The organism is Flavobacterium sp. HSC-61S13 (assembly GCF_024171535.1).
In the GTDB taxonomy this organism is placed as follows: Bacteria; Bacteroidota; Bacteroidia; order Flavobacteriales; family Flavobacteriaceae; genus Flavobacterium.
This window is the reverse complement of record NZ_JALJZV010000011.1, coordinates 55,138-76,010: the sequence shown is the minus strand read 5'-3', so window position 1 is coordinate 76,010 and position 20,873 is coordinate 55,138. Positions and strand designations below refer to the sequence as shown.

General features: G+C 37.5%; 14 protein-coding genes and 3 tRNA genes. 4 read left to right on the top strand and 13 right to left on the bottom strand.

Features of this window, described 5'->3' with window-relative positions:
• Positions 1-56 precede the first annotated feature (56 nt).
• The 9 genes from L1275_RS11410 to proS form a co-directional block, all read right to left on the bottom strand.
• Positions 57-764: a diphthine--ammonia ligase gene (locus L1275_RS11410; protein ID WP_253473101.1), complete on the bottom strand. Its 708-nt coding sequence runs from the start codon at positions 762-764 to the stop codon at positions 57-59.
• Positions 765-856: 92 nt separating this feature from the next.
• Positions 857-2,149 carry a dihydrolipoamide acetyltransferase family protein gene (locus L1275_RS11405; protein WP_253473098.1) on the bottom strand — a complete coding sequence of 431 codons (1,293 nt, stop codon included), beginning with the start codon at positions 2,147-2,149 and terminating at the stop codon, positions 857-859.
• 89 nt (positions 2,150-2,238) lie between these two features.
• Positions 2,239-3,393 carry a glycosyltransferase family 2 protein gene (locus tag L1275_RS11400; RefSeq protein WP_253473095.1) on the bottom strand — a complete coding sequence of 385 codons (1,155 nt, stop codon included), beginning with the start codon at positions 3,391-3,393 and terminating at the stop codon, positions 2,239-2,241.
• Positions 3,394-3,503: 110 nt separating this feature from the next.
• On the bottom strand, positions 3,504-5,300 hold the full coding sequence (typA, locus tag L1275_RS11395; RefSeq protein WP_253473092.1) for a translational GTPase TypA: 1,797 nt from the start codon (positions 5,298-5,300) through the stop codon (positions 3,504-3,506).
• Positions 5,301-5,423: 123 nt separating this feature from the next.
• Positions 5,424-5,675: a 30S ribosomal protein S20 gene (gene rpsT, locus L1275_RS11390; RefSeq protein ID WP_219294834.1), complete on the bottom strand. Its 252-nt coding sequence runs from the start codon at positions 5,673-5,675 to the stop codon at positions 5,424-5,426.
• 42 nt (positions 5,676-5,717) lie between these two features.
• Positions 5,718-5,789 (bottom strand) — tRNA-Glu (locus tag L1275_RS11385).
• A 32-nt stretch (positions 5,790-5,821) separates the two neighbouring features.
• Positions 5,822-5,893, bottom strand: a tRNA-Glu gene (locus L1275_RS11380).
• 35 nt (positions 5,894-5,928) lie between these two features.
• Positions 5,929-6,000 (bottom strand) — tRNA-Glu (locus tag L1275_RS11375).
• A gap of 79 nt (positions 6,001-6,079) precedes the next feature.
• Positions 6,080-7,555, bottom strand: coding sequence for a proline--tRNA ligase (gene proS, locus L1275_RS11370; protein ID WP_253473089.1), 1,476 nt, complete (start codon positions 7,553-7,555; stop codon positions 6,080-6,082).
• 101 nt (positions 7,556-7,656) lie between these two features.
• Between proS and L1275_RS16545 the strand changes: the two genes are divergently transcribed.
• The 4 genes from L1275_RS16545 to rimO all read left to right on the top strand — a co-directional run bounded on the left by L1275_RS16545 (position 7,657) and on the right by rimO (position 12,900).
• Complete coding sequence (locus L1275_RS16545; RefSeq protein ID WP_305882338.1) at positions 7,657-8,646, top strand: hypothetical protein; 990 nt, start codon at positions 7,657-7,659, stop codon at positions 8,644-8,646.
• Between the two features lie 37 nt (positions 8,647-8,683).
• Positions 8,684-10,225: an OmpP1/FadL family transporter gene (locus tag L1275_RS11360; RefSeq protein WP_253473086.1), complete on the top strand. Its 1,542-nt coding sequence runs from the start codon at positions 8,684-8,686 to the stop codon at positions 10,223-10,225.
• Positions 10,226-10,441: 216 nt separating this feature from the next.
• Positions 10,442-11,260, top strand: coding sequence for a hypothetical protein (locus tag L1275_RS11355; protein WP_253473207.1), 819 nt, complete (start codon positions 10,442-10,444; stop codon positions 11,258-11,260).
• A 311-nt stretch (positions 11,261-11,571) separates the two neighbouring features.
• Positions 11,572-12,900, top strand: coding sequence for a 30S ribosomal protein S12 methylthiotransferase RimO (rimO, locus tag L1275_RS11350; protein ID WP_253473083.1), 1,329 nt, complete (start codon positions 11,572-11,574; stop codon positions 12,898-12,900).
• 163 nt (positions 12,901-13,063) lie between these two features.
• Here the strand turns inward: rimO and L1275_RS11345 are convergent, their stop codons facing one another.
• The 4 genes from L1275_RS11345 to L1275_RS11330 form a co-directional block, all read right to left on the bottom strand.
• On the bottom strand, positions 13,064-15,412 hold the full coding sequence (locus tag L1275_RS11345) for a hypothetical protein (protein ID WP_253473080.1): 2,349 nt from the start codon (positions 15,410-15,412) through the stop codon (positions 13,064-13,066).
• Positions 15,413-15,423: 11 nt separating this feature from the next.
• The gene (locus L1275_RS11340) at positions 15,424-16,215 is read right to left on the bottom strand and encodes a hypothetical protein (RefSeq protein ID WP_253473077.1); all 792 of its coding nucleotides are present in this window, start codon (positions 16,213-16,215) and stop codon (positions 15,424-15,426) included.
• Between the two features lie 22 nt (positions 16,216-16,237).
• Positions 16,238-16,747, bottom strand: a complete 510-nt coding sequence (locus tag L1275_RS11335; protein WP_253473074.1) for a hypothetical protein — start codon at positions 16,745-16,747, stop codon at positions 16,238-16,240.
• Between the two features lie 622 nt (positions 16,748-17,369).
• Positions 17,370-20,564 (bottom strand): TonB-dependent receptor, encoded by a 3,195-nt coding sequence (locus tag L1275_RS11330; RefSeq protein ID WP_253473071.1) that lies wholly within the window; start codon positions 20,562-20,564, stop codon positions 17,370-17,372.
• Between the last annotated feature and the right edge of the window lie 309 nt (positions 20,565-20,873).

Here is a 20,873-nt window from a genome sequence, read left to right as displayed (position 1 = left end):
GAGATGTAATTTGTAATATGGGTACTTCACCAGTATTCACGGATCATATACCGTGGTTATAACAAGTCCAAAAACCAAAAACCCCTTTTTTGAGCTGGCGCTCCGTCCTCAGTTTGCGGCGCATCATAAGTTTTATATACCGCATCACCAAGTTGAAATTCGACCGACTTTTTAAATAAAGGACCGTCGTAAACAAAGGTATGAAATTCTCCATACTCCCCACAAGGATCAACTCCCTCAGGTAAATCATTCAAAAAATCGCTATCTATAGTTCTGCCTAAAAAACTCTTGTCTAAATAGGTCTCATTGACACAGATGACCAAGGCCTTAAATCCCGCTTCAATCATTTCTATCAACAAAGACGCTGTAGGTTTTTTCCAAAGCGGAAAAACAGCAATCAATCCCAATTTACTCAATTGCCCTTCCCGAAACACCTTGAGATCTTCCAAAAGTATATCGCCAAAAATATGATTGACGATTCCTTGCGTTTTATAAGTCATACAACGCTCTTGCATTAATGCTTCATACTGCTGGTTTGTCAAAGGAGTTGGCATCTCGATAATATCGACTGGCAACGCCGTTTTTAAAGCCGCTACTTGACGCAATAGCAGTTCACGTCGAATCCCGTGCATAGATACCCGATCGTACTGCTGTTGCACCGAAGTAGATAACTGTACTACATCGTATTCATTCCTTTGGGAAATTTGATAAAGCGCATAAGCGGCATCTTTTCCCGTACTCCAATGTAGGATGGCTTTTTTCATATAAACTGATTAATTCCATTCACAGACTTTGCTTTTATCTATAAAAGCAAAAAGCGATTCTTTCGAACCGCTTTTTTATATAAGCTGTATAATTATACTTCTCTATTAATATCCCAAGCTTCCAAAATATCAGCTACTCGTTTTACAAAGCTTCCTCCTAATGCTCCATCTACCACACGGTGATCATAGCTGTGTGATAAGAACATTTTTTGGCGGATACCGATAAAATCTCCTTCAGGTGTTTCAATCACTGCAGGTACTTTTCTTATAGCCCCAAGAGCCAAGATACCTACTTGTGGTTGATTTAAAATTGGCGTACCAAAAACACTTCCAAAAGTACCCACGTTTGTTACGGTATAAGTACCTCCTTGAGTATCATCCGGTTTTAATTTACCCATTTTAGCACGATTACCTAAATCGTTAACCGCTTTAGCCATACCTACCAAATTTAATTGATCTGCATTTTTGATAACCGGTACGATTAAGTTTCCATTAGGTAAAGCCGCTGCCATCCCCAAGTTAATGTTTTTCTTTTTGATGATATAGTCGCCTTCAACAGAAATATTCATTCCCGGGAATTCTTTTAATGCTTTAGCAACTGCTTCCATAAAGATTGGAGTAAAAGTCAACTTCTCACCTTCTCTTTTTTCAAAGCTATTTTTAACCTTATTTCTCCAATTAACGATATTGGTTACATCAACTTCAATAAATGATTGAACGTGTGCAGATGTCTGAATGGACTGCACCATATAACCGGCAATCAATTTACGCATTCTGTCCATTTCAACCACTTCATCACCACCATTAACCGATACTGGTACTGCTTTAGCTGCAGCTGCAACTGGCGTTGCTTTTGGAGCCTCAACAGCTTTGGCTACTGGAGCTTGTGTTCCTCTATTTTTTACGTAGTCTAAAATATCACTTTTAGTAACACGTGCATCTTTGCCTGTTCCGGTAATCGCCTCTAATTCTGCCAATGAAATACCTTCTTCCTTAGCGATATTCTTAACCAAAGGAGAAAAGAACTTCTCAGAATCAGCATAAGCTGCCGTCGTTATTTCTTGAGCTGCCACTACTGTATTTTGAACAGCAGCAACTGGAGTTGACGCCGTTGATGCAGCAGCTACAGGAGCCACACTACCACCAGCAGTTTCGATAATTGCAATGGTTTGCCCTACTTGAACTACATCATCTACTTGAAATAAAATCTCTACTAAAGTTCCCGCTACTTCAGATGGAACTTCACTATCTACTTTATCGGTTGCAATTTCTAAAACGGTTTCATCTACCTCAATGGTATCTCCTACATTTTTCAACCAATTTGTTATCGTTGCCTCTGCAACACTTTCCCCCATTTTGGGTAATTTCAATTCGAACTTTGCCATATCTCTAAACTCAAGTTGTGTTTTGCTATTTAAAATACAAATTTAATAATAATTTCGACTATTTATACCTTATTTTAAAAATCTAGACCCTATAATGGAATTATTTGACCTCGATCGTTGCGATCGTTACTTCCAATTAAGAAAGAAGACTGAGAAGGCTTTATCTTAAATGTTATAAATCGAGAGGATTCTTCTCTCATAAAGCAGATTAACGCTTTATTAGAAATAAAATCGCCATCAAAGATGATCTCTATATATTTTTTATTATACTGTTCTAAATTCTTTTTTAATTCTGAAAGGCTAGAAAAAATGTCAATATTTTGACCGACCTTAATTTCAATCGTAGCCCTTAATTCTCTGTTGTTTGACAACAAGAAAAAATGCTGTGGGGGCAGTGATTTTCTTCCGGTCGACTGTTGCTTTACCAACGAAAAATACCAACTTCCTAAGACCATGATTCCATCGAAAAAAACCGATTTTTTAAAGTGTTTTTTATAAAAAAACTGCATGGCCTCTTGAAAACGGTTTCTAAAGGTTTCATCTTTTAAGGTGCTTTCACCCTTATAATGAATCACCGTAGTTTGAGGAAAGTAGTAATTTTTCTTTCCGCTCTTCAAAATCATATACGACAAATCAATATCATCGGAATACATAAAACACGCCTCATCAAATCCTCCTATTTCCAAATACAGTTCGCGCTTCAACCACATAAAAGCCCCTACGAGTATATCTACTTGATCGGTTTGATTTTCACTGACATGTCCTGCATAGTATCGGTTAAACCACGACATTTTAGACAACAAGCTCCCCAGACCACTGATCTTAGTAAATGCGACCCAAGGTGTAGGTACACCCCGTTTGGATTCCGGGAGAAACTTCCCAGCTCCGTCTATAAGCCGACAACCGATAACACCGCTATCTCCGTGTTGTTGTGCAAAATCATATAAACTACTAAAAGTATCTTCAGCAACCACAGTGTCCGGATTTAAAATACAGAGGTATTCTCCTTTTGCGTAGGTCACACCAATATTATTTCCCTTTGGAAAACCCAAATTCTCCGAATTGACTATATACCGCACTGTTGGAAAATGCTGTTGCATCATCATAGTGCTGTTATCCGTTGAATTGTTATCTACAACTATAATCTCAGCATCCATATGAACAAGTGACTTTTGTACACTTCGGATGCATTGTTCCAAAAAAAACTCGACGTTGTAATTTAAAATGATTACGGATAACTGCATGGGCAAATATAATTTGTTTTTAGCAGAATAAAAACATCTTAATTCAAATAAAAAAGCCTGACTCCAATGAAGGAATCAGGCTTTTCTTGTATAATAAAAACTAATTAGTATTAGCTTTTGAATCTTTTACGATCCGTTTCTTTTAAGTAGATTTTTCTTAAACGAAGTGATTTCGGTGTAACCTCAACATACTCGTCTTTTTGGATATACTCTAAAGCTTCTTCTAGAGAGAATTTGATAGCTGGAACAATTCTAGCTTTATCATCAGCTCCTGAAGAACGAACGTTAGATAATTTTTTAGTTTTAGTTACGTTAACCGTCATGTCATCTCCTCTAGAGTTTTCACCGATAACTTGTCCTTCGTAAATATCCTCGTTAGGATCAACGAAAAACTTACCACGATCTTGTAATTTATCAATAGAATAAGGAATAGCTTTTCCGTTTTCCATAGAGATTAACGATCCGTTGATACGTCCAGCGATAGTTCCTTTGAACGGTTGGTATTCCAAGAATCTATGAGCCATAATTGCCTCACCAGCTGTAGCTGTTAAAATTTGGTTTCTCAATCCGATGATACCACGAGAAGGAATTAAGAATTTAACGATCATACGCTCTCCTCTTGGTTCCATACTCAACATCTCACCTTTTCTCAAAGTCACGAATTCTACAGCACGACCAGATAAATTTTCTGGGATGTCAATAGTTAATTCTTCAACCGGCTCACATTTCACACCGTCAATATCTTTTAAGATAACTTGAGGTTGTCCGATTTGAAGCTCGTATCCTTCACGTCTCATCGTTTCAATCAAAACTGATAAGTGCAATACACCACGACCAAAAACCATGAATTTATCAGCACTATCTGTAGGGTGAACGCGAAGCGCTAAGTTTTTCTCTAATTCTTTAGCCAAACGATCTTTGATGTGTCTAGAAGTAACGTATTTACCTTCTTTACCAAAGAAAGGAGAATCGTTAATGGTAAACATCATACTCATTGTAGGCTCATCAATGGTAATAGCTGGTAATCCTTCTGGATTTTCAAAATCAGCAACAACATCACCAATTTCAAATCCTTCTAAACCAACGATAGCACAAATATCACCTGCCATAACAGACTCTACTTTTCTTCTACCAAGACCTTCAAAAGTATGAAGTTCTTTAATTTTTTGTTTTTGGATTTTTCCATCGCGTTTGATCAAAGAAATATTCATTCCCTCTTTCAATTCTCCTCTTAATAAACGACCGATAGCGATACGTCCAGTGAAACTAGAATAATCCAAAGAAGTGATCAACATTTGTGGAGTTCCCTCTTTAACCTCAGCAGCTGGAATGTGCTCCAATACCATGTCTAATAACGGCTCTAAAGTAGTAGTTGGTTGTTTCCAATCTGTAGACATCCAATTGTTTTTGGCAGAACCATAAACAGCTGGGAAATCCATTTGCCACTCTTCAGCACCTAATTCAAACATCAAGTCGAAAACTTTTTCATGTACTTCTTCTGGAGTACAGTTTTCTTTATCTACTTTATTAATTACTACACAAGGTTTTAGACCTAAATCTATAGCTTTTTGCAATACGAAACGCGTTTGAGGCATTGGTCCTTCAAAAGCATCCACGATTAAAAGCACCCCATCAGCCATATTCAATACACGCTCTACCTCACCACCGAAATCGGCGTGACCTGGAGTATCAATAATGTTGATTTTAGTACCTTTATAAGTTACTGAAACGTTTTTAGAAGTAATGGTAATTCCTCTTTCTCTTTCAATATCGTTATTGTCTAAGATTAAATCACCCGTATTTTCGTTTTCACGAAACAGTTGGCAATAGTACATAATCTTATCAACCATAGTAGTTTTACCGTGGTCAACGTGAGCAATAATAGCTATATTTCTAATAGGTGTCATATGGATGTGTTTAACTTTAATTTTTAGTGTGAAATCGACCGTTAGGGATTTCTATATTTCTAACAACAAAAGCCCTCGTGTAGGAGAGCTTAAATTATATTACTTCTTCAAAAACATTGCCTATTATAATGCAGCAACGTGTTTTGTTAATTTTGATTTCAAGTTAGAAGCTTTATTGCTATGAATGATGTTTTTCTTAGCCAATTTATCAATCATAGAAACAACCACGTTCAACTTTTCAGTAGCTTCGTTTTTGTCTTCTACCAAACGCAATGCTTTAATTGCATTACGAGTCGTTTTATGCTGATATCTATTTAAAACTCTTCTTTTTTCGTTGCTTCTAATTCTTTTTAAAGCTGACTTATGATTTGCCATTTTATTTTCTAAATTAATTAACCCTAATTATCTTTTTTATTGTAGTCCGTAGGGGAATCGAACCCCTGTTACCAGGATGAAAACCTGGCGTCCTAACCCCTAGACGAACGGACCTCATGCGCAATATTTGAACCCTAAAGAATTCGTAGTCCGTAGGGGAATCGAACCCCTGTTACCAGGATGAAAACCTGGCGTCCTAACCCCTAGACGAACGGACCGCATTAAATGATGAACTTAGTTTTTATAAAACTTGTAGTCCGTAGGGGAATCGAACCCCTGTTACCAGGATGAAAACCTGGCGTCCTAACCCCTAGACGAACGGACCATTTGTTTCTCTAATGCGGATGCAAAACTACAACATTTTTTCAATCCTGCAAGAGAAAAACAATTTATTTTATTTTTTTTTAGTACGACTTTGCAAACAGCACTCTCCCCTTTGACGGTTGGCCTGTCAACACACATACCCCATCTTCCAAAACCTGATCCAACGGAATACAACGAATGGTCGCCTTAGTCAAATCCTTGATCTTTTCTTCGGTTTCCACAGTACCATCCCAATGCGCTGAAACAAAGCCCGCTTTGCCCTCTAAAACCTCTTTAAACTCCTCGAAAGAATTTACTTCGGTAATATGCGCATCACGATATTCCAATGCCTTCTGAAAAAGACTGTTTTGAATTTCTTCCAACAAATCCTGAACATAGGTCACTATCCCATCTTTTGCAACCACTTCTTTGGTTAAGGTATCTCTACGTGCTACTTCAAAAGTTCCATTTTCCAAATCCTTAGGTCCAACTGCAATTCGCACCGGAACCCCCTTCAATTCGTATTCATTAAACTTCCAGCCCGGTTTAAAGGTAGTACGGTCGTCGTATTTAAACGAAATATTTAATTTCTTAAATTGATCCGTTATGATTTTTACAGCCGCTTTAATCTCTTCTAATTGCTCCTCTGTTTTGTGAATCGGAATGATCACTACTTGTATCGGTGCTAAATTCGGAGGCAACACCAATCCGTTATCATCGGAATGCGTCATCACCAAAGCCCCCATCAATCGAGTCGAAACCCCCCATGAAGTTGCCCATACATATTCCTGTTTCCCCTCTTGACTCGTGAACTTCACATCAAAAGCTTTGGCGAAATTTTGACCCAAAAAATGTGAGGTACCCGCCTGTAAAGCTTTTCCATCTTGCATCAATGCTTCAATACAATAGGTTTCAATTGCACCTGCAAATCTTTCATTCGCCGATTTAAATCCACGAACAACTGGCATAGCCATAAAGTTCTCTGCAAAATCAGAATAGATATTCAACATCAATTCCGCTTCTTGTACAGCTTCACTTTGGGTAGCATGCGCCGTATGCCCCTCTTGCCATAAGAACTCTGAAGTTCTCAAAAACAAACGGGTTCTCATTTCCCAACGAACCACATTGGCCCATTGATTGATTAAGATTGGCAAATCTCTATAAGACTCAATCCACTTTCTGTAGGTATCCCAAATAATGGTTTCCGAAGTCGGACGAACAATTAATTCCTCTTCCAGCTTAGCATCCGGATCCACCTCTATGGTTTTTCCATCCGCAGCAGTTCGCAAACGATAATGTGTCACAACGGCACATTCCTTTGCAAAACCGTCAACGTGACTGGCCTCCTTACTAAAATATGATTTCGGAATAAACAGCGGGAAATACGCATTTTGGTGCCCCGTTTCTTTAAACTTCTTATCTAACTCCGCTTGCATTTTCTCCCAAATCGCATAACCATATGGTTTGATCACCATACAGCCTCTAACGCCTGAATTCTCTGCCAAGTCTGCTTTGACTACCAGTTCATTATACCATTTGGAATAATCTTCTGCTCTCTTTGTGATGTTCTTGCTCATTTTTAATATATTGGCACAAAAATTGTTTAACTTTAATTAACTAGATTAATCAGACAAAACTAACTAATTTTGGATTGCCCAACAATAAAAAACTACACGATATGAAAACTACCAATTTAATACCACGAAAACTATCCTTTTATGGGATTATTGGATTAATAAGTAGCCTATTGGTTTCGTGCGGATCATACCAAAACGCGTCATATGCTGACACCGATGGTATTTACAGTTCTAATAAAACTCCCCAAACCAATCAAAATGCCCGAACATCTTCGGCAGAAGGCAACTATTATTCCGATTATTTTAAACGCCTAGATGACAATTTCACGTATTTCACAGACATCAATGAATACAGCTCTCAAAATAGCAACGATTCATTAAGTTATACCACCAACGCGGTTGGCTATGGCGGATGGGGCGACGAAACACAAGGAGTAACGGTTAATCTTTACAACGACAATTATTACAATCCGTATTATGGCGGTGGTTTCTATAATTCTTTTTACCCTTCTTACTGGGGAGGTAGCAGATGGAGTATTGGATTTGGTTTCGGTTGGGGCGGTGGCTTCGGCTGGGGCGGTGGATATTACGACCCATGGTATGGACCGGGATGGGGATATCCTTATTACGGATCATACTACAGACCTTACTATAACAATTACCGATATAGAAATGCTTCGTATACCAATGGATATCGTTCTAGCCGTAATGTTAACAGCAACGGAAGAGACACCTATCAACGAGGCCGTTCGTTACAACAAAGCACCAGCAACAGAGCCGGAATAAACAATAGCGGTAGAAGGGATTATAACACTTCTGGTAGAGCTGTTCAATCATCGAGTTCAAGAAGTAATTTCAACAACAGTTCATTGAGAAATAACTCCTCAAGAACTTATGATAGCAGCAACAGAGTCAATACTCAAAGAAGTAGCAACAACAACTCTAGCCGCAGCTATAACAGCACAAATTCTTCAAGAAGCTCTTACAATTCAACGAACTCTTCATCTCGATCAGGATCTAATTATTCTGCTCCTTCTAGAAGCAGTTCATCAGGAAGTAGCGGAAGAACAAATTCTAGTGGAAGACGATAAAAAAATTATATTGATAACTTAAGTGTAAACCCAACTTATGAAAAAATACCTCAGCCTCGTTTCAGCCTTATGTTTTGCTTCTGTGCTTCACGCCCAGCAAAGTACTTCTACAGACGCGCTTCGATATACTCAAAGAGACCTCAACGGTACCGCTCGCTTTAAAGCGATGAGCGGTGCCTTTGGCGCTCTAGGTGGAGACTTGTCATCATTACAAGTAAACCCAGCCGGTAGTGCGTTATTTAATTACAATACCGCGGCCTTTTCGCTTTATTTGACCAATAAGAAAAACAAGTCTTCCTATTTAGGAACCAATTCGTCAGATAATTATAGTGGACTAGACTTCGGACAAATGGGCGCGGCCTTTGTATTTAACAATTCCAATACAGAGAGTGCTTGGAAAAAATTTGTCATTGGAGTGAATTACGAAAACACCACCAATTTTAACAACGACATTTACTCCAGGGGCGTTAGCAATAACAGCATGACTAACTACTTTTTGGACTTTGCCAATCACGGAAATAACGGACAACCCGTGCCTTTGGATTACGTACAACTAAAACCAAACGAAAGCGTAAGAGATTTATATCAATATCTAGGAGGACTACCTAATGGCTTTGATTATCAACAAGCATTTTTAGGGTATAACGCTTTTTTACTTGAGCCGACAACTAATAACGATTATGTTTCCAATGTACCGGCAGGTCAATTTCTTCAGAACAACTTTATTTCAAGCTCTGGTTTTAATGGTAAATTAAGCGCAAACTTCTCCACTCAAATCGGCGAACGTTTTTATGTAGGAACCAACCTTAATTTACACTTTACAGACTACACCCAACTCAATTCACTTTATGAAGAGCGCTTAAACTACAATAACGAAGCCATTCGTGAAATTGCTTTTCAAAATGAGCTATACACTTATGGAAACGGATTCTCGTTTAACATCGGAGCCTTAGCCAAAGTAACTGAGAATTTGCGTTTAGGACTTTCTTATGAGTCACCAACTTGGTACAAACTCAACGACGAATTGACTCAAGTTCTAAGAACAAACCATTTTGTAGGAGCTGGTGAACGCGATCCGTTTATTATTGAAAACGTCAATCCGAACACCATCAATATTTACAAGTCACATAAAATTCAAACTCCCTCTATATATACCGGAAGTATCGCATATATCTTTGGTCAGTCCGGTTTAATCAGTTTTGATTATACCCGCAAAGATTACAGCAAAACGAAGTTCAAACCAGAAGATGCTTTCGCTTATCAAAATTCAGAATTGAAGAACCTATTGTCTTCTACCAATGAATTTCGTGTAGGTGCTGAATACCGCATTAAACAAGTGAGTATACGCGGTGGATACCGCTTTGAAGAAAGTCCTTACAAAGACAGCAAAATCATCGGTGATTTAAACAGTTTTTCCGGAGGAATCGGTTATGATTTTGGAGGTTCTCGTCTGGACTTAGCCTATGTACACAGCGCAAGACCCTACGATGTAACCTTTTTAAGTAGCGGAATGAGCGATGCAGCCAGAGTAAAAACTACGGACAACAACATCAGCCTAACTTACAGTCTTAATTTTTAGACCTTTAGCATAAAATCTATTTTAAAATCCCTTTAACTTATTAAGTAAAGGGATTTTTTTATTGTACCTTTGCACTTGAAAAACATTTACTATTAAATAAATACAATTACTATGAATAATTTTTTCAAAATAGTTGCTATTACCCTATCGTTATGGACATTAAGCAGCTCTGCACAAGTAACTACTACACCACCCGTTAGCGACTCTTTACAAGTTATGACTGTCAACGACTACGACAAACTTCAGAACTTCGAAGTTTCACCAGCGCGTTATACGGCACATAACAAAGGAAAATTTTATATTTTCTGGGGAGGAAACCGCGGTAGTTTTACCAAATCAGACATACATTTCAGAGGAAATGATTATGACTTTACACTAGAAAACGTAGCTGCAGATGACAAACCCAAAGGTTGGCATATCGATTATATCAACCCAGCGAGAATGACCATTCCGCAAACCAATTTGAGAATAGGTTATTTCATCACCGATAAGTATAATATATCGATTGGATTAGATCATATGAAATACGTGATGAGACAAAATCAAGTAGTCGATTTCAAAGGACATTATCCCAATGAAGGAAGTTATAACGAAAGACCGAACAACATCGCTAATAACGAAATCCAACTAACCGAAGATTTCCTTACTTTCGAACATACCGATGGCTTAAATTATATCAATACAGAAATCAGCCGTGTTGATGACATTTCAAAATTGTTTCGCATCAACAATACCGATAAAATTCAAATCAACATTACTGAAGGTGTTGGAGGTGGAATCATCTTTCCAAAGACCAATACAAAATTATTAAACAAAGAGCGCTACGACGAATTTAACGTTGCGGGATTTGGACTGTCTGCTAAAGCAGGTTTAAACATCACTTTCCTAAAGTATTTCTTTGTGCAAGCTGAGTTAAAAGGTGGCTATATCAACATGAATAATATACGTACCACAGATAGTAGAAGCGATAAAGCTTCACAAGACTTTTTCTTCTTAGAACGCGTCATTGCATTTGGTGGAATATTTAGAATTTAAACCCATTCTAAATCCGTTAAAAAACCAGCCTTGACCCATTAGATCAAGGCTGGTTTTTTTTTTACTGAATATGTTTTTACCTACAAGATGTCAAAAAACACTGCATTTTAAATCATATTACTTTTTCTAATACCTTAGAAATCAACTTCAAATTCCAGTTTACGAACTGCTAAAATCTTAAGCACTAATCCACAAAACACCAATTCTACGACGAGATACTCGGGCGGCTTTTAAAGCGAAATTTATAATTTACTTAAAGCTGATCGTTTATCATTAAAAAAAGCGTATTTTTGCACACCAATTTTAAATCCATGAGAACCAAAACTTTAAAGAAAAACAAGATTAATGTCATCACCTTAGGGTGTTCTAAAAACGTTTACGACAGTGAAGTGTTGATGGGACAGTTGAGAGCGAGTGGTAAAGAAGTGACTCACGAAGCAACTCAAGACGAGGGAAACATAATCGTTATCAACACCTGTGGTTTTATCAATAACGCCAAAGCGGAATCGGTAAACACCATTTTAGAGTATGTTGAGAAAAAAGAAAAAGGTCTTGTGGACAAAATTTTTGTTACGGGCTGTCTTTCTGAACGATACAAACCGGACTTGGAAGCGGAGATTCCAAACGTAGATCAATACTTTGGAACTACGGATTTGCCGTTGTTGCTAAAAGCTCTTGGAGCGGATTATAGACATGAATTATTAGGTGAGCGTATGACTACGACACCTAAGAATTACGCCTATTTAAAGATAGCTGAAGGTTGTGATCGTCCATGTAGTTTTTGTGCTATTCCAATTATGCGTGGTAAACACGTTTCACAATCGATTGAAAAATTAGTCAAAGAAGCCGAAGGTTTGGCCAAAGATGGTGTGAAAGAATTGATTTTAATCGCACAGGATTTGACTTACTACGGTTTGGATTTATACAAAAAGCGAAATCTAGCTGAATTACTGGAGAACTTGATTCAGGTAGAAGGTATTGAATGGATTCGTCTACACTATGCCTTCCCTACTGGATTTCCAATGGATGTATTGGATTTGATGAAGAGAGAACCTAAGATTTGTAATTATCTAGATATTCCATTGCAGCACATTTCAGACAATATTTTGAAATCGATGCGCCGTGGTACTACACAAGCAAAAACCACTCAATTATTAAAGGACTTTAGAGTTGCCGTTCCTGGAATGACGATTCGAACTACTTTGATTGTGGGATATCCGGGTGAAACCGAAGAAGATTTCCAAATCCTTAAAGATTGGGTTCAAGAAATGCGTTTTGAGCGTTTGGGATGTTTTGCTTATTCTCACGAAGAAAACACCCATGCTTATAACTTAGAAGATGATGTTCCGGCAGATGTTAAACAAGATCGTGCCAACGAAATCATGGAAATTCAATCGCAGATTTCTTGGGAATTAAATCAAGAAAAAATCGGCAAAACGTTTAGATGTATCATTGATCGTAAAGAAGGAAACCATTTTGTGGGTCGTTCTGAATTTGATAGTCCAGATGTGGACAATGAAGTATTGATCGACGCTACACTACACTATGTCAAAGTGGGAGAGTTTGTGAATATACACATAGATGAAGCTACAGAGTTTGACTTATACGGAACACCTGTACTAGCGACTAGTAATCAGTAACTAGTAATCTGTGACTAGCCAATAAACAAAAGGCTGCTTCTTTACGAAGCAGCCTTTTTATATGCTGTATTTTTGATAAAATTATTATTTAAGATGGCAAAAAGATGATTACTTTTTCACAGCAACGACTATTTTGTGCTAACCTCAAATCCTAAAGACACCTTTAATCAACTAGTAAGCTCTTAGAATCCACTGCGTTATGATCTACATATAGAATAATTTTATACAGACCACTCGCAAAAGAACTCAGGTCTATATGAATGAAATTATCATCTCCTTTTACGGGATAATGTACTGCATTGCCCACTGCGCCATAAATTGGTATTATACTAATATAGGACTGAGTTGATTTACTGATATGGTAATAAATATTTACAGATTCTGCGGCAGGATTAGGCACTATACGTTCTAAATAATCCGCTTTTAGCTTAATTTCCACCTCATCATAATCTTTAAATCCATCATTGGCAATCACTTCTAATTGCAACTTTTGATTTTGTTCCAAATTAAAACTATAATTCTGCCCACTATGCACCCTATCACCAGCGGTAGTATACCAATTATAGGTAGCTGGTTCACCGATATCTCTTGCCTGCAGACGAACCGTTTCTCCCCGATTTACTTCGCGGTCTAAGCCTGCATCGGCATAAAACGGATTGCGTTGTTTTTTGCGAATCACATACGCTTCTCCCCCTAAAAGACTTTCATCTTCCATATCTATTTGAGCGACTTTAAACAGGTATTCCTCTTTATCAGTTATTTCTCTAGTTAAAAAATTAAAACTAACATGAACGGTACCGTATTGCTGCGGCTCTAAAATCAGGTTTTCCAAATATGCGTTTGGAGATAAAATTCGCAAGGAACTACCTTCTTTATCAATCTCGACTCCGCGTCCTTTTTGCCCTCCACGGACCCAAGCTTCATATAAACTACTACCGAGCGTGATTCGGATTTCCGCTTCTTTAAACAATTCTTTTTCACCTTTGGTTAACTCTGTAAATGCTATACGGTAGCTTTCAATTCGCTTATGGGGGTTCATCATCAAAACATAGGCTCCAAATGGATTGTTACCTTCTACTTCTATCACGCTAAGATTTTTCCATGCAATATTGTTGTTGTTTCGCACATTAGAAACTAAATCAGCTCTTTCAATAAAGGTCATCGGATCATCATCGGAAAGTACTCTTCCCAACAGACAAAAATGCCAAAGATCAGTACCTTCTGGAGTAATCGATTTGTAGTTATTAGGATTCGGCACCCTCCACGGAAACTTCAATATGGCTGTGGCTCCCGGTTCTAAAGCTGGTATTGGCAGTGTTCCAATAATTCCGCCCATCGGGATGTTATCAATTTTAAAACTACCATCCCAAAAACGCGGAAATGTCAAAGCTGTAGAGGCCTTTGCCCAATGCAATCGCAGGGAATCTTTAACCGTAGAGCTTTGACCTCCGATATTCTTAACCCGAACGTAAACATAATTTTTATTCCAATGGTGGTATTCCGGGTTTTGGTGTTCTAATTGTCCATCGTCATCTACGCGTACCCAGATATCCGGGCTTTGGTATAAATGGTCATTACTAGTAAATGGATCGGGTTCCGCTCCATTATCCACGACAGAGTTTCGGATGTGAAGATCAAGTAAGAGCTCACAATTCCTTACTATAGTTTGCTGGAGGTACGGCAAATTCTGAATAGAATTCCTCATTCTGACACCTTGTAACCTACTAAAATACTCCATGCAAACCACATCAGAATACGACATAATATTTTTCTCATCAGGTTTATACACCTGATTGTTTGAGTCAGTTGCAAATCCATTCCATTTACATGTAATAGGGTCAACGTCAAACATAAGATGAGGATCAGCTGGTGTATCACTTACATAATCTCCACATATAGAAGAATTACTACCATCGACAAGTTCAGGGCAAGGATTATCACTTCCCCCCTCTCTAGTACCATGATGAGTATGCCATAAAAATAACACATGCCCCATTTCGTGAGAAATGATATGTGAAGTCACTAACGAATCATAAGGAGGCTTCCAAAATTTACCTGAAACAAACATTTCAGAAGAACTTCCAACGCCATTAGCCAAACCCAGCCCCGTTGACTCATTATCGAACAAATAAATATCAATTCCATCACTGTGATTATCAATATTAAAAATTGCTGATGTAGGGCTTAGATAATGAGTGTCACTATCTATGAAATTGATCGAATTATCCCATAAAAAAGAAATATTATGGGCTTCAAAATCTTGATTTAAAATTCGAAAACCCTCATTTACCGCGGAAATTGTCTGTCCTCCACTACCATCACTGCGTCGAATAACATGAAAATACACTCTCAAACAATACTTATTATTATTGAAAGGATCTCTCATTAAATGACTATTATTAATCGGTTCATTTATAGTGTAAGACGGTGTAATACATACAGCTTGTCCATAAACAGGGACCGCAGCCATTGCCATCAAAATAAATAAAATATAACACAAATGCTTTTTCATAAACTTATTTTTTAATGTTCACGTAAGAAAATCAATTCAATACCATCTGCTGGCACATCCCAATGGACGATTAAAGTATCACCCATTACTTTGTATTGATAAAGTTGACTATTTAAAAAGATACTATCACCTTGAATAGTATAAGTGTAATTTCCAGACACATTCATTGGTATTTTAGAATGATAATCCGATGAGTAATGGTTTACTTCAGTATATACCTGATTGTTTTCAGTAAAAATCCATCTGATGTCCCCCACTTCGTAATAATGGTAAGGAGCCAATCCCGGTGAAAATTCCCGCAGGTTCCAAATTTCTCTAAATTTCAAATCTGTCAGATTCGATTCCACCAATTCAAAAAGTACCGGTTTTGAAAGCTTGGGGATTCTAACTATATGAAAAGGTTGGTTTTTCCGCAAAGCTTCCGTTCCTTTTATTAAACCATCGACTTGTACAATTACATTTTTTTCGTTCTCTATAATATGTACGATATCGATACTGCTTCCTCCAGGTAGTTTTTCTATATCTGATACAACCACAATTTCAAATTGTGTAAAATCCATTTCAAAGTATAAAGGATTGGAGATATATGAACGAACATGACTGTTATCCAGTAAATCATTCCATTCTCTTTGCTCTCGTATTACGCGAAATTCCCTTTCTCCTGAAGTTCCAAAATAATCTCCCTGAGCCATCGTTTCCATCTCCACTTGTCGTGGTTCAAAAACTTTTTCTATCTTGTTGTCGTCACTGCCACATGCCACTCCCACCAGGAATAGTCCTGCGAATACTATTATTTTTTTCATAATCTTTAAAATTATATTTCCATCAAAAATGCATATCAAATAACTCCCCAAAAACGATGGGTTTATTTATTTTCGGAACTTTCACTATATGATAAGCCTGTGAAATAACTGCTGCAATTCCATAATACAGACGATCAATATCTACGACAACCTGGTCTTTGTATTCCATTACTTCTACTATATCTATAGTAGTATTTCCTCCTCCTATATTATCAACAACCACGAGTACCGTTTCGGTTTTAAAATCTATTATTGCATTTTCCAAAAGAGTTGCGAAAGGGTTGTCATCCATCCCGTCATCAAAATCAGGGCGTCCATTAGTAAATGCATTTACAAATACTTGCCATGATTCTAAATCATTGATTACTCGGTTTTCCCGTCTAATAAGTCTCAAGTCATCGGTATCAGTCCCTATCAAAATGGTTTCCATCTCCACTTGTCGTGGTTCAAAAGGGTTTACTATCTTGTTGTCGTCACTACTGCACGCTATTCCCATCAGAAACAAGCACGCGAATACTATTACTTTTTTCATGTTTTTATTTTATAAACTTTAATTCTTTCCCATACCGTCACGATAACGTATGTCACAACAACAACGCTCTCAATCCGTGAAGACTGGTATTATTATATATACTTTAAAAAGGAATAGATTATGTTTTCCTAAATAGCAACGGTGATCCATTCCCTTGCGAACTGTATTTGCAAAACATAAAAATGGTAGAAGTTTTTTGCAATGATGCCTTGATTTATAAAGGCATTTATATAAACAAAAACTCAACTTTACTAAGGCCTATGTGAAGATAATTGATTATCGAAAAGCTGAAGATTTGTTTCGATATGATGAGATGGCGTATTTGAATTCACCTCATTATTGCGGTGATTTGCTTATCACCCGTAACTACTTTGATCCAAGCAGCCACTTAAAAGTCTGGTATTTTTGATCGTGCTTTCATCTAATACTATTTTATTTAAACATACTAGCTGAAATCTCGTTCTCCAACGTTATTCTAAAAAAACCCATAAAGAACATTAATTCAGCTTTTTACAAGTTAAAAATTAAAAAATTATTTGATAAAAAAAAGAAAAAAAACATTTTTAACAAAAAAGAGGCTATGCGTTTTATCGCATAGCCTCTTCATATTCTGTGTATACTCTTAAAAACTGTAACGCAATCCAACCTGTATTTGGTATGGATTACCAGTTGGAACTGGTGTTCCCTTGGTATTAACGCGGTAGTTAAATTCTTGTTTAGCCGCATCAAAAGCTGGCTTAGCTGGTTGCCCATTAGCCGCAGGAATACCCAATGCATATAGAGCTTGGCTTCCCATGGTTTCATTAGTTCCCCACTCTTTATTCAACAAGTTAGCGAAGTTAAAAATGTCAGCAGAAATTTCGAAATTATGCTTACCATATATCTTTAATTTTTTACTAATACGCAAATCGATGATGCTGTAGAACTTATTGATTCCACCGTTACGCTCAGCCATTTTACCACTGTATTTATTGATGTAATCTTTCATACTTTGGCTCACTTCCGGATTATCCATAATCGCTTGCAGACCATCGCGTACATTTTGAGGAACAGACGGATCATTGCGATCAAATATAAATGCTAAGTCATTAGATCCTGAAACAAAGTCTGCATTGGTATTACCTCCAGACAACAAGCTATAACGCGTTCCTGCAATTCCAGAAAAACGGAAACCAACTTGAACACCGTAGAAAGTAGGTAAAGTTCCATAAACCACTACTTTATGTCTAAAATGGTTATCTGAATAGGTCATTTTAGATAGGTCTCTCGGATCATCCTTTACCGTTTGTACCAAGGTAGCGGTATTGGCTACGTTTCCATTATATGAGGTGTTGTCTTTAGTATCACTCCAAGTATAACTTGCAGAGATCTCTCCATCTTTGAAATAGTTGTAGTTCGCATCAACAACCATTGCAAATTGGTTGATTTTCCCATCACTAGTCAATTCTAATACCCTGCCCAATTTGTCGCTAATACGACCTTTTTGCCAATCTCCAGCTCCGTTTGCCGGCATCGTATTTAAAGGTACAAATACACCTCTATTATCCTCATTCTTTAAAGTAAAAAACGGATCAGTAACCATATTTCTATCTAAATAGGTATAGTTATTTCTGGTAATCGTCGCATATCCAGCAACTCCAACACGGAATTGGCTATTGAAAAAGTGCGTATAAGATATATTCGCTTTATAAACCACAGGAACTTTAGCATCCTTTCCGGTCATGTTGATCGTTACCAATTGATTTTTCTCTAAAGTCGGAGCCGATTCAGCCCCAGAGCGATATCCTAAAAAGTCCGGTCTTGGTACATCTGCTCCGCGTACATCTACTGTAGCCAAGTGATTCCCATCAAAAGTCAAATTGTTTATCAACGCATAGTTATTGATATCTGATCCGAAAATTCCCGCACCAATTCGAATAAAGTCCGTTTTATTTTCGTTAACATCCCAGTTGAACTGAAGACGAGGCTGTATGATAAAGGATTTGAATTTATTGTCCGTACGCAAACCCAATTCATCATATACCAGTTGATTGTATTCTGCCGTAGGATAATGAGCATAATCCATTCTCAATCCCGCAGTCATATCCATACCCTTTCCAACTTTAAATTGCATTTGTCCATACAATCCCAAGTTTAAAATATTGCCCTTAACGGTCAAATCATCCTTTAAAGGAACCTCTCTGTAATACCGGTACGGAATAAAAGCCTCGAAGTTTTCCATAGCTGTTTTACCCGTAGTGGTATCTTCTCTAAAGTGGAAACGCCCATTTACTTCACTACCATAAACCGACTTGGAACCCGTATTTATCAAATCCACACCAAAAGTATATTTGATCTTATCCGTATTATAATACAGATTGTCTACAATCTGAAATACATTATTTCGAAAGCCCTCTTGAGCAAAACGATGCCCCCCAATTTGAATATTCGTCGATCGATTCGACCCATCAATATTGGATACGATGTTCTCCACTATAGCACGAGGAATATTATTAGATGGCAAGTCGTCACCTGGGCTACTCTCTTGATAAACATACAGGTGTTGTACTTTTAATTCATTAGTCATCTTCGGATTTAAAGTACTTCTTAAGGTAGCTAAGAAACTGTTGTCTTTATTTTTATCGTTACCATAGGATTCGTAAAGATTAATCGTTGTATTATCTGCTAATCCCAATGGGTTGTTATCATAGGTAAAGTTATTCCTCACCGTCAATAAGTTGTTTTCATTAATCTGCCAATCCAATCTTAAAAAAGCCGCATCAGAGTTACGTTTTTTATCAAAGGTACCATACTGAGGTTTATTGGACACACCATATTTGTTTCTAGCAATCGATACAAATTGGTCTAAAGTGCTTTTGGTAATATTAAATCGGTCCTCATCTGCTGGAGATTGAATATCTGCAATAACCAAGGAACGAGAATCCAACTGATGGTCCCACGCAAAAAAGTAATGTAACTTATCTTTGATAATTGGCCCGCTTAATGACAATCCATATTGATATGTTGAATAATCCGCAGTTCTTTTATTTCCGCGAATATCATAGGAACTTGACAACCAGTCAGCACGAGCATAAGTAAAAGCCGATGCAGCAAACTCATTGGTACCCGATTTAGTCACCGCACTTACTGTACCTCCACCGCTTCGTCCTAAAGTAACATCATATTGATTGGTAATTACCTTAAACTCTCTAACGGCTTCCATCGATATTGAATAAGGCGCGCCACTTCTACTTGTGGTTGATCCAGCTGAAGTTGGGTTTTTCGCAGACATCCCGTCAATGGTAAAATTCGTTGACGAGCCCAATTGCCCCCCTATAGAACCGCCCTTTGAAAGAGGAGATAAGTCTGTTAAGGTTGCGAAATTTCTACCATTGACCGGTAATCTCTGAATGGAACGCTCTGAAATTGCCGTCGCAGCACCTAAAAACTCTCTCTTGTTTTTTAAACTAGTGCCTTCAATCACGATGGCATCCAATTCCGTTTCATTAGGATCTAAATTCACATCCACGAAGGCAGAATCCCCCTGATTTAAAGTATAGCCCGATTTTTTAACCGCTCGACCTTCTTTATCTAAAACAGTCAGTACATAAGGTCCACCTAATGGAAGCTCTTTAAAAAGATATTCCCCATTGTTATTCGTTTTTGTCCGGGTCGTAAATCCCGTTGATTCGTTTTTTAACACCACTTCAATCCCTTGTTGAATGGCATTCTGATCCAACACGATTCCATAGATGGACGCCTGAGTGGTCTGAGCAAATACCGCTAAAGACCCCAATAAACACCATCCAAGAATTAGGAGTTGTAATTTTGTTTTCATTTTATCGTTGTTAAAGTTTTGACAAAACTACTCGGGCAAGGTTACGGTAATATACTTTTAAAATGATGAAACGTTTAAATAATCCAAACGATTTTACTGCGTAATAAAAAAACGTAAAAAACTATTAACTAGCGTTTTGCCCATAAAAATATCATTTTACAATTTTTAAAACAGTTCTATTTATTTAACGAAAACCTAACGACTGCTTAAGCTCATAAAAACATAGAGTAGCTTCCTTTGCTTTTTATAAACCCTAATTCTTATATTGGTATGCGAATAAAACTTATTTTTACTAGCCTCTTAATGTTT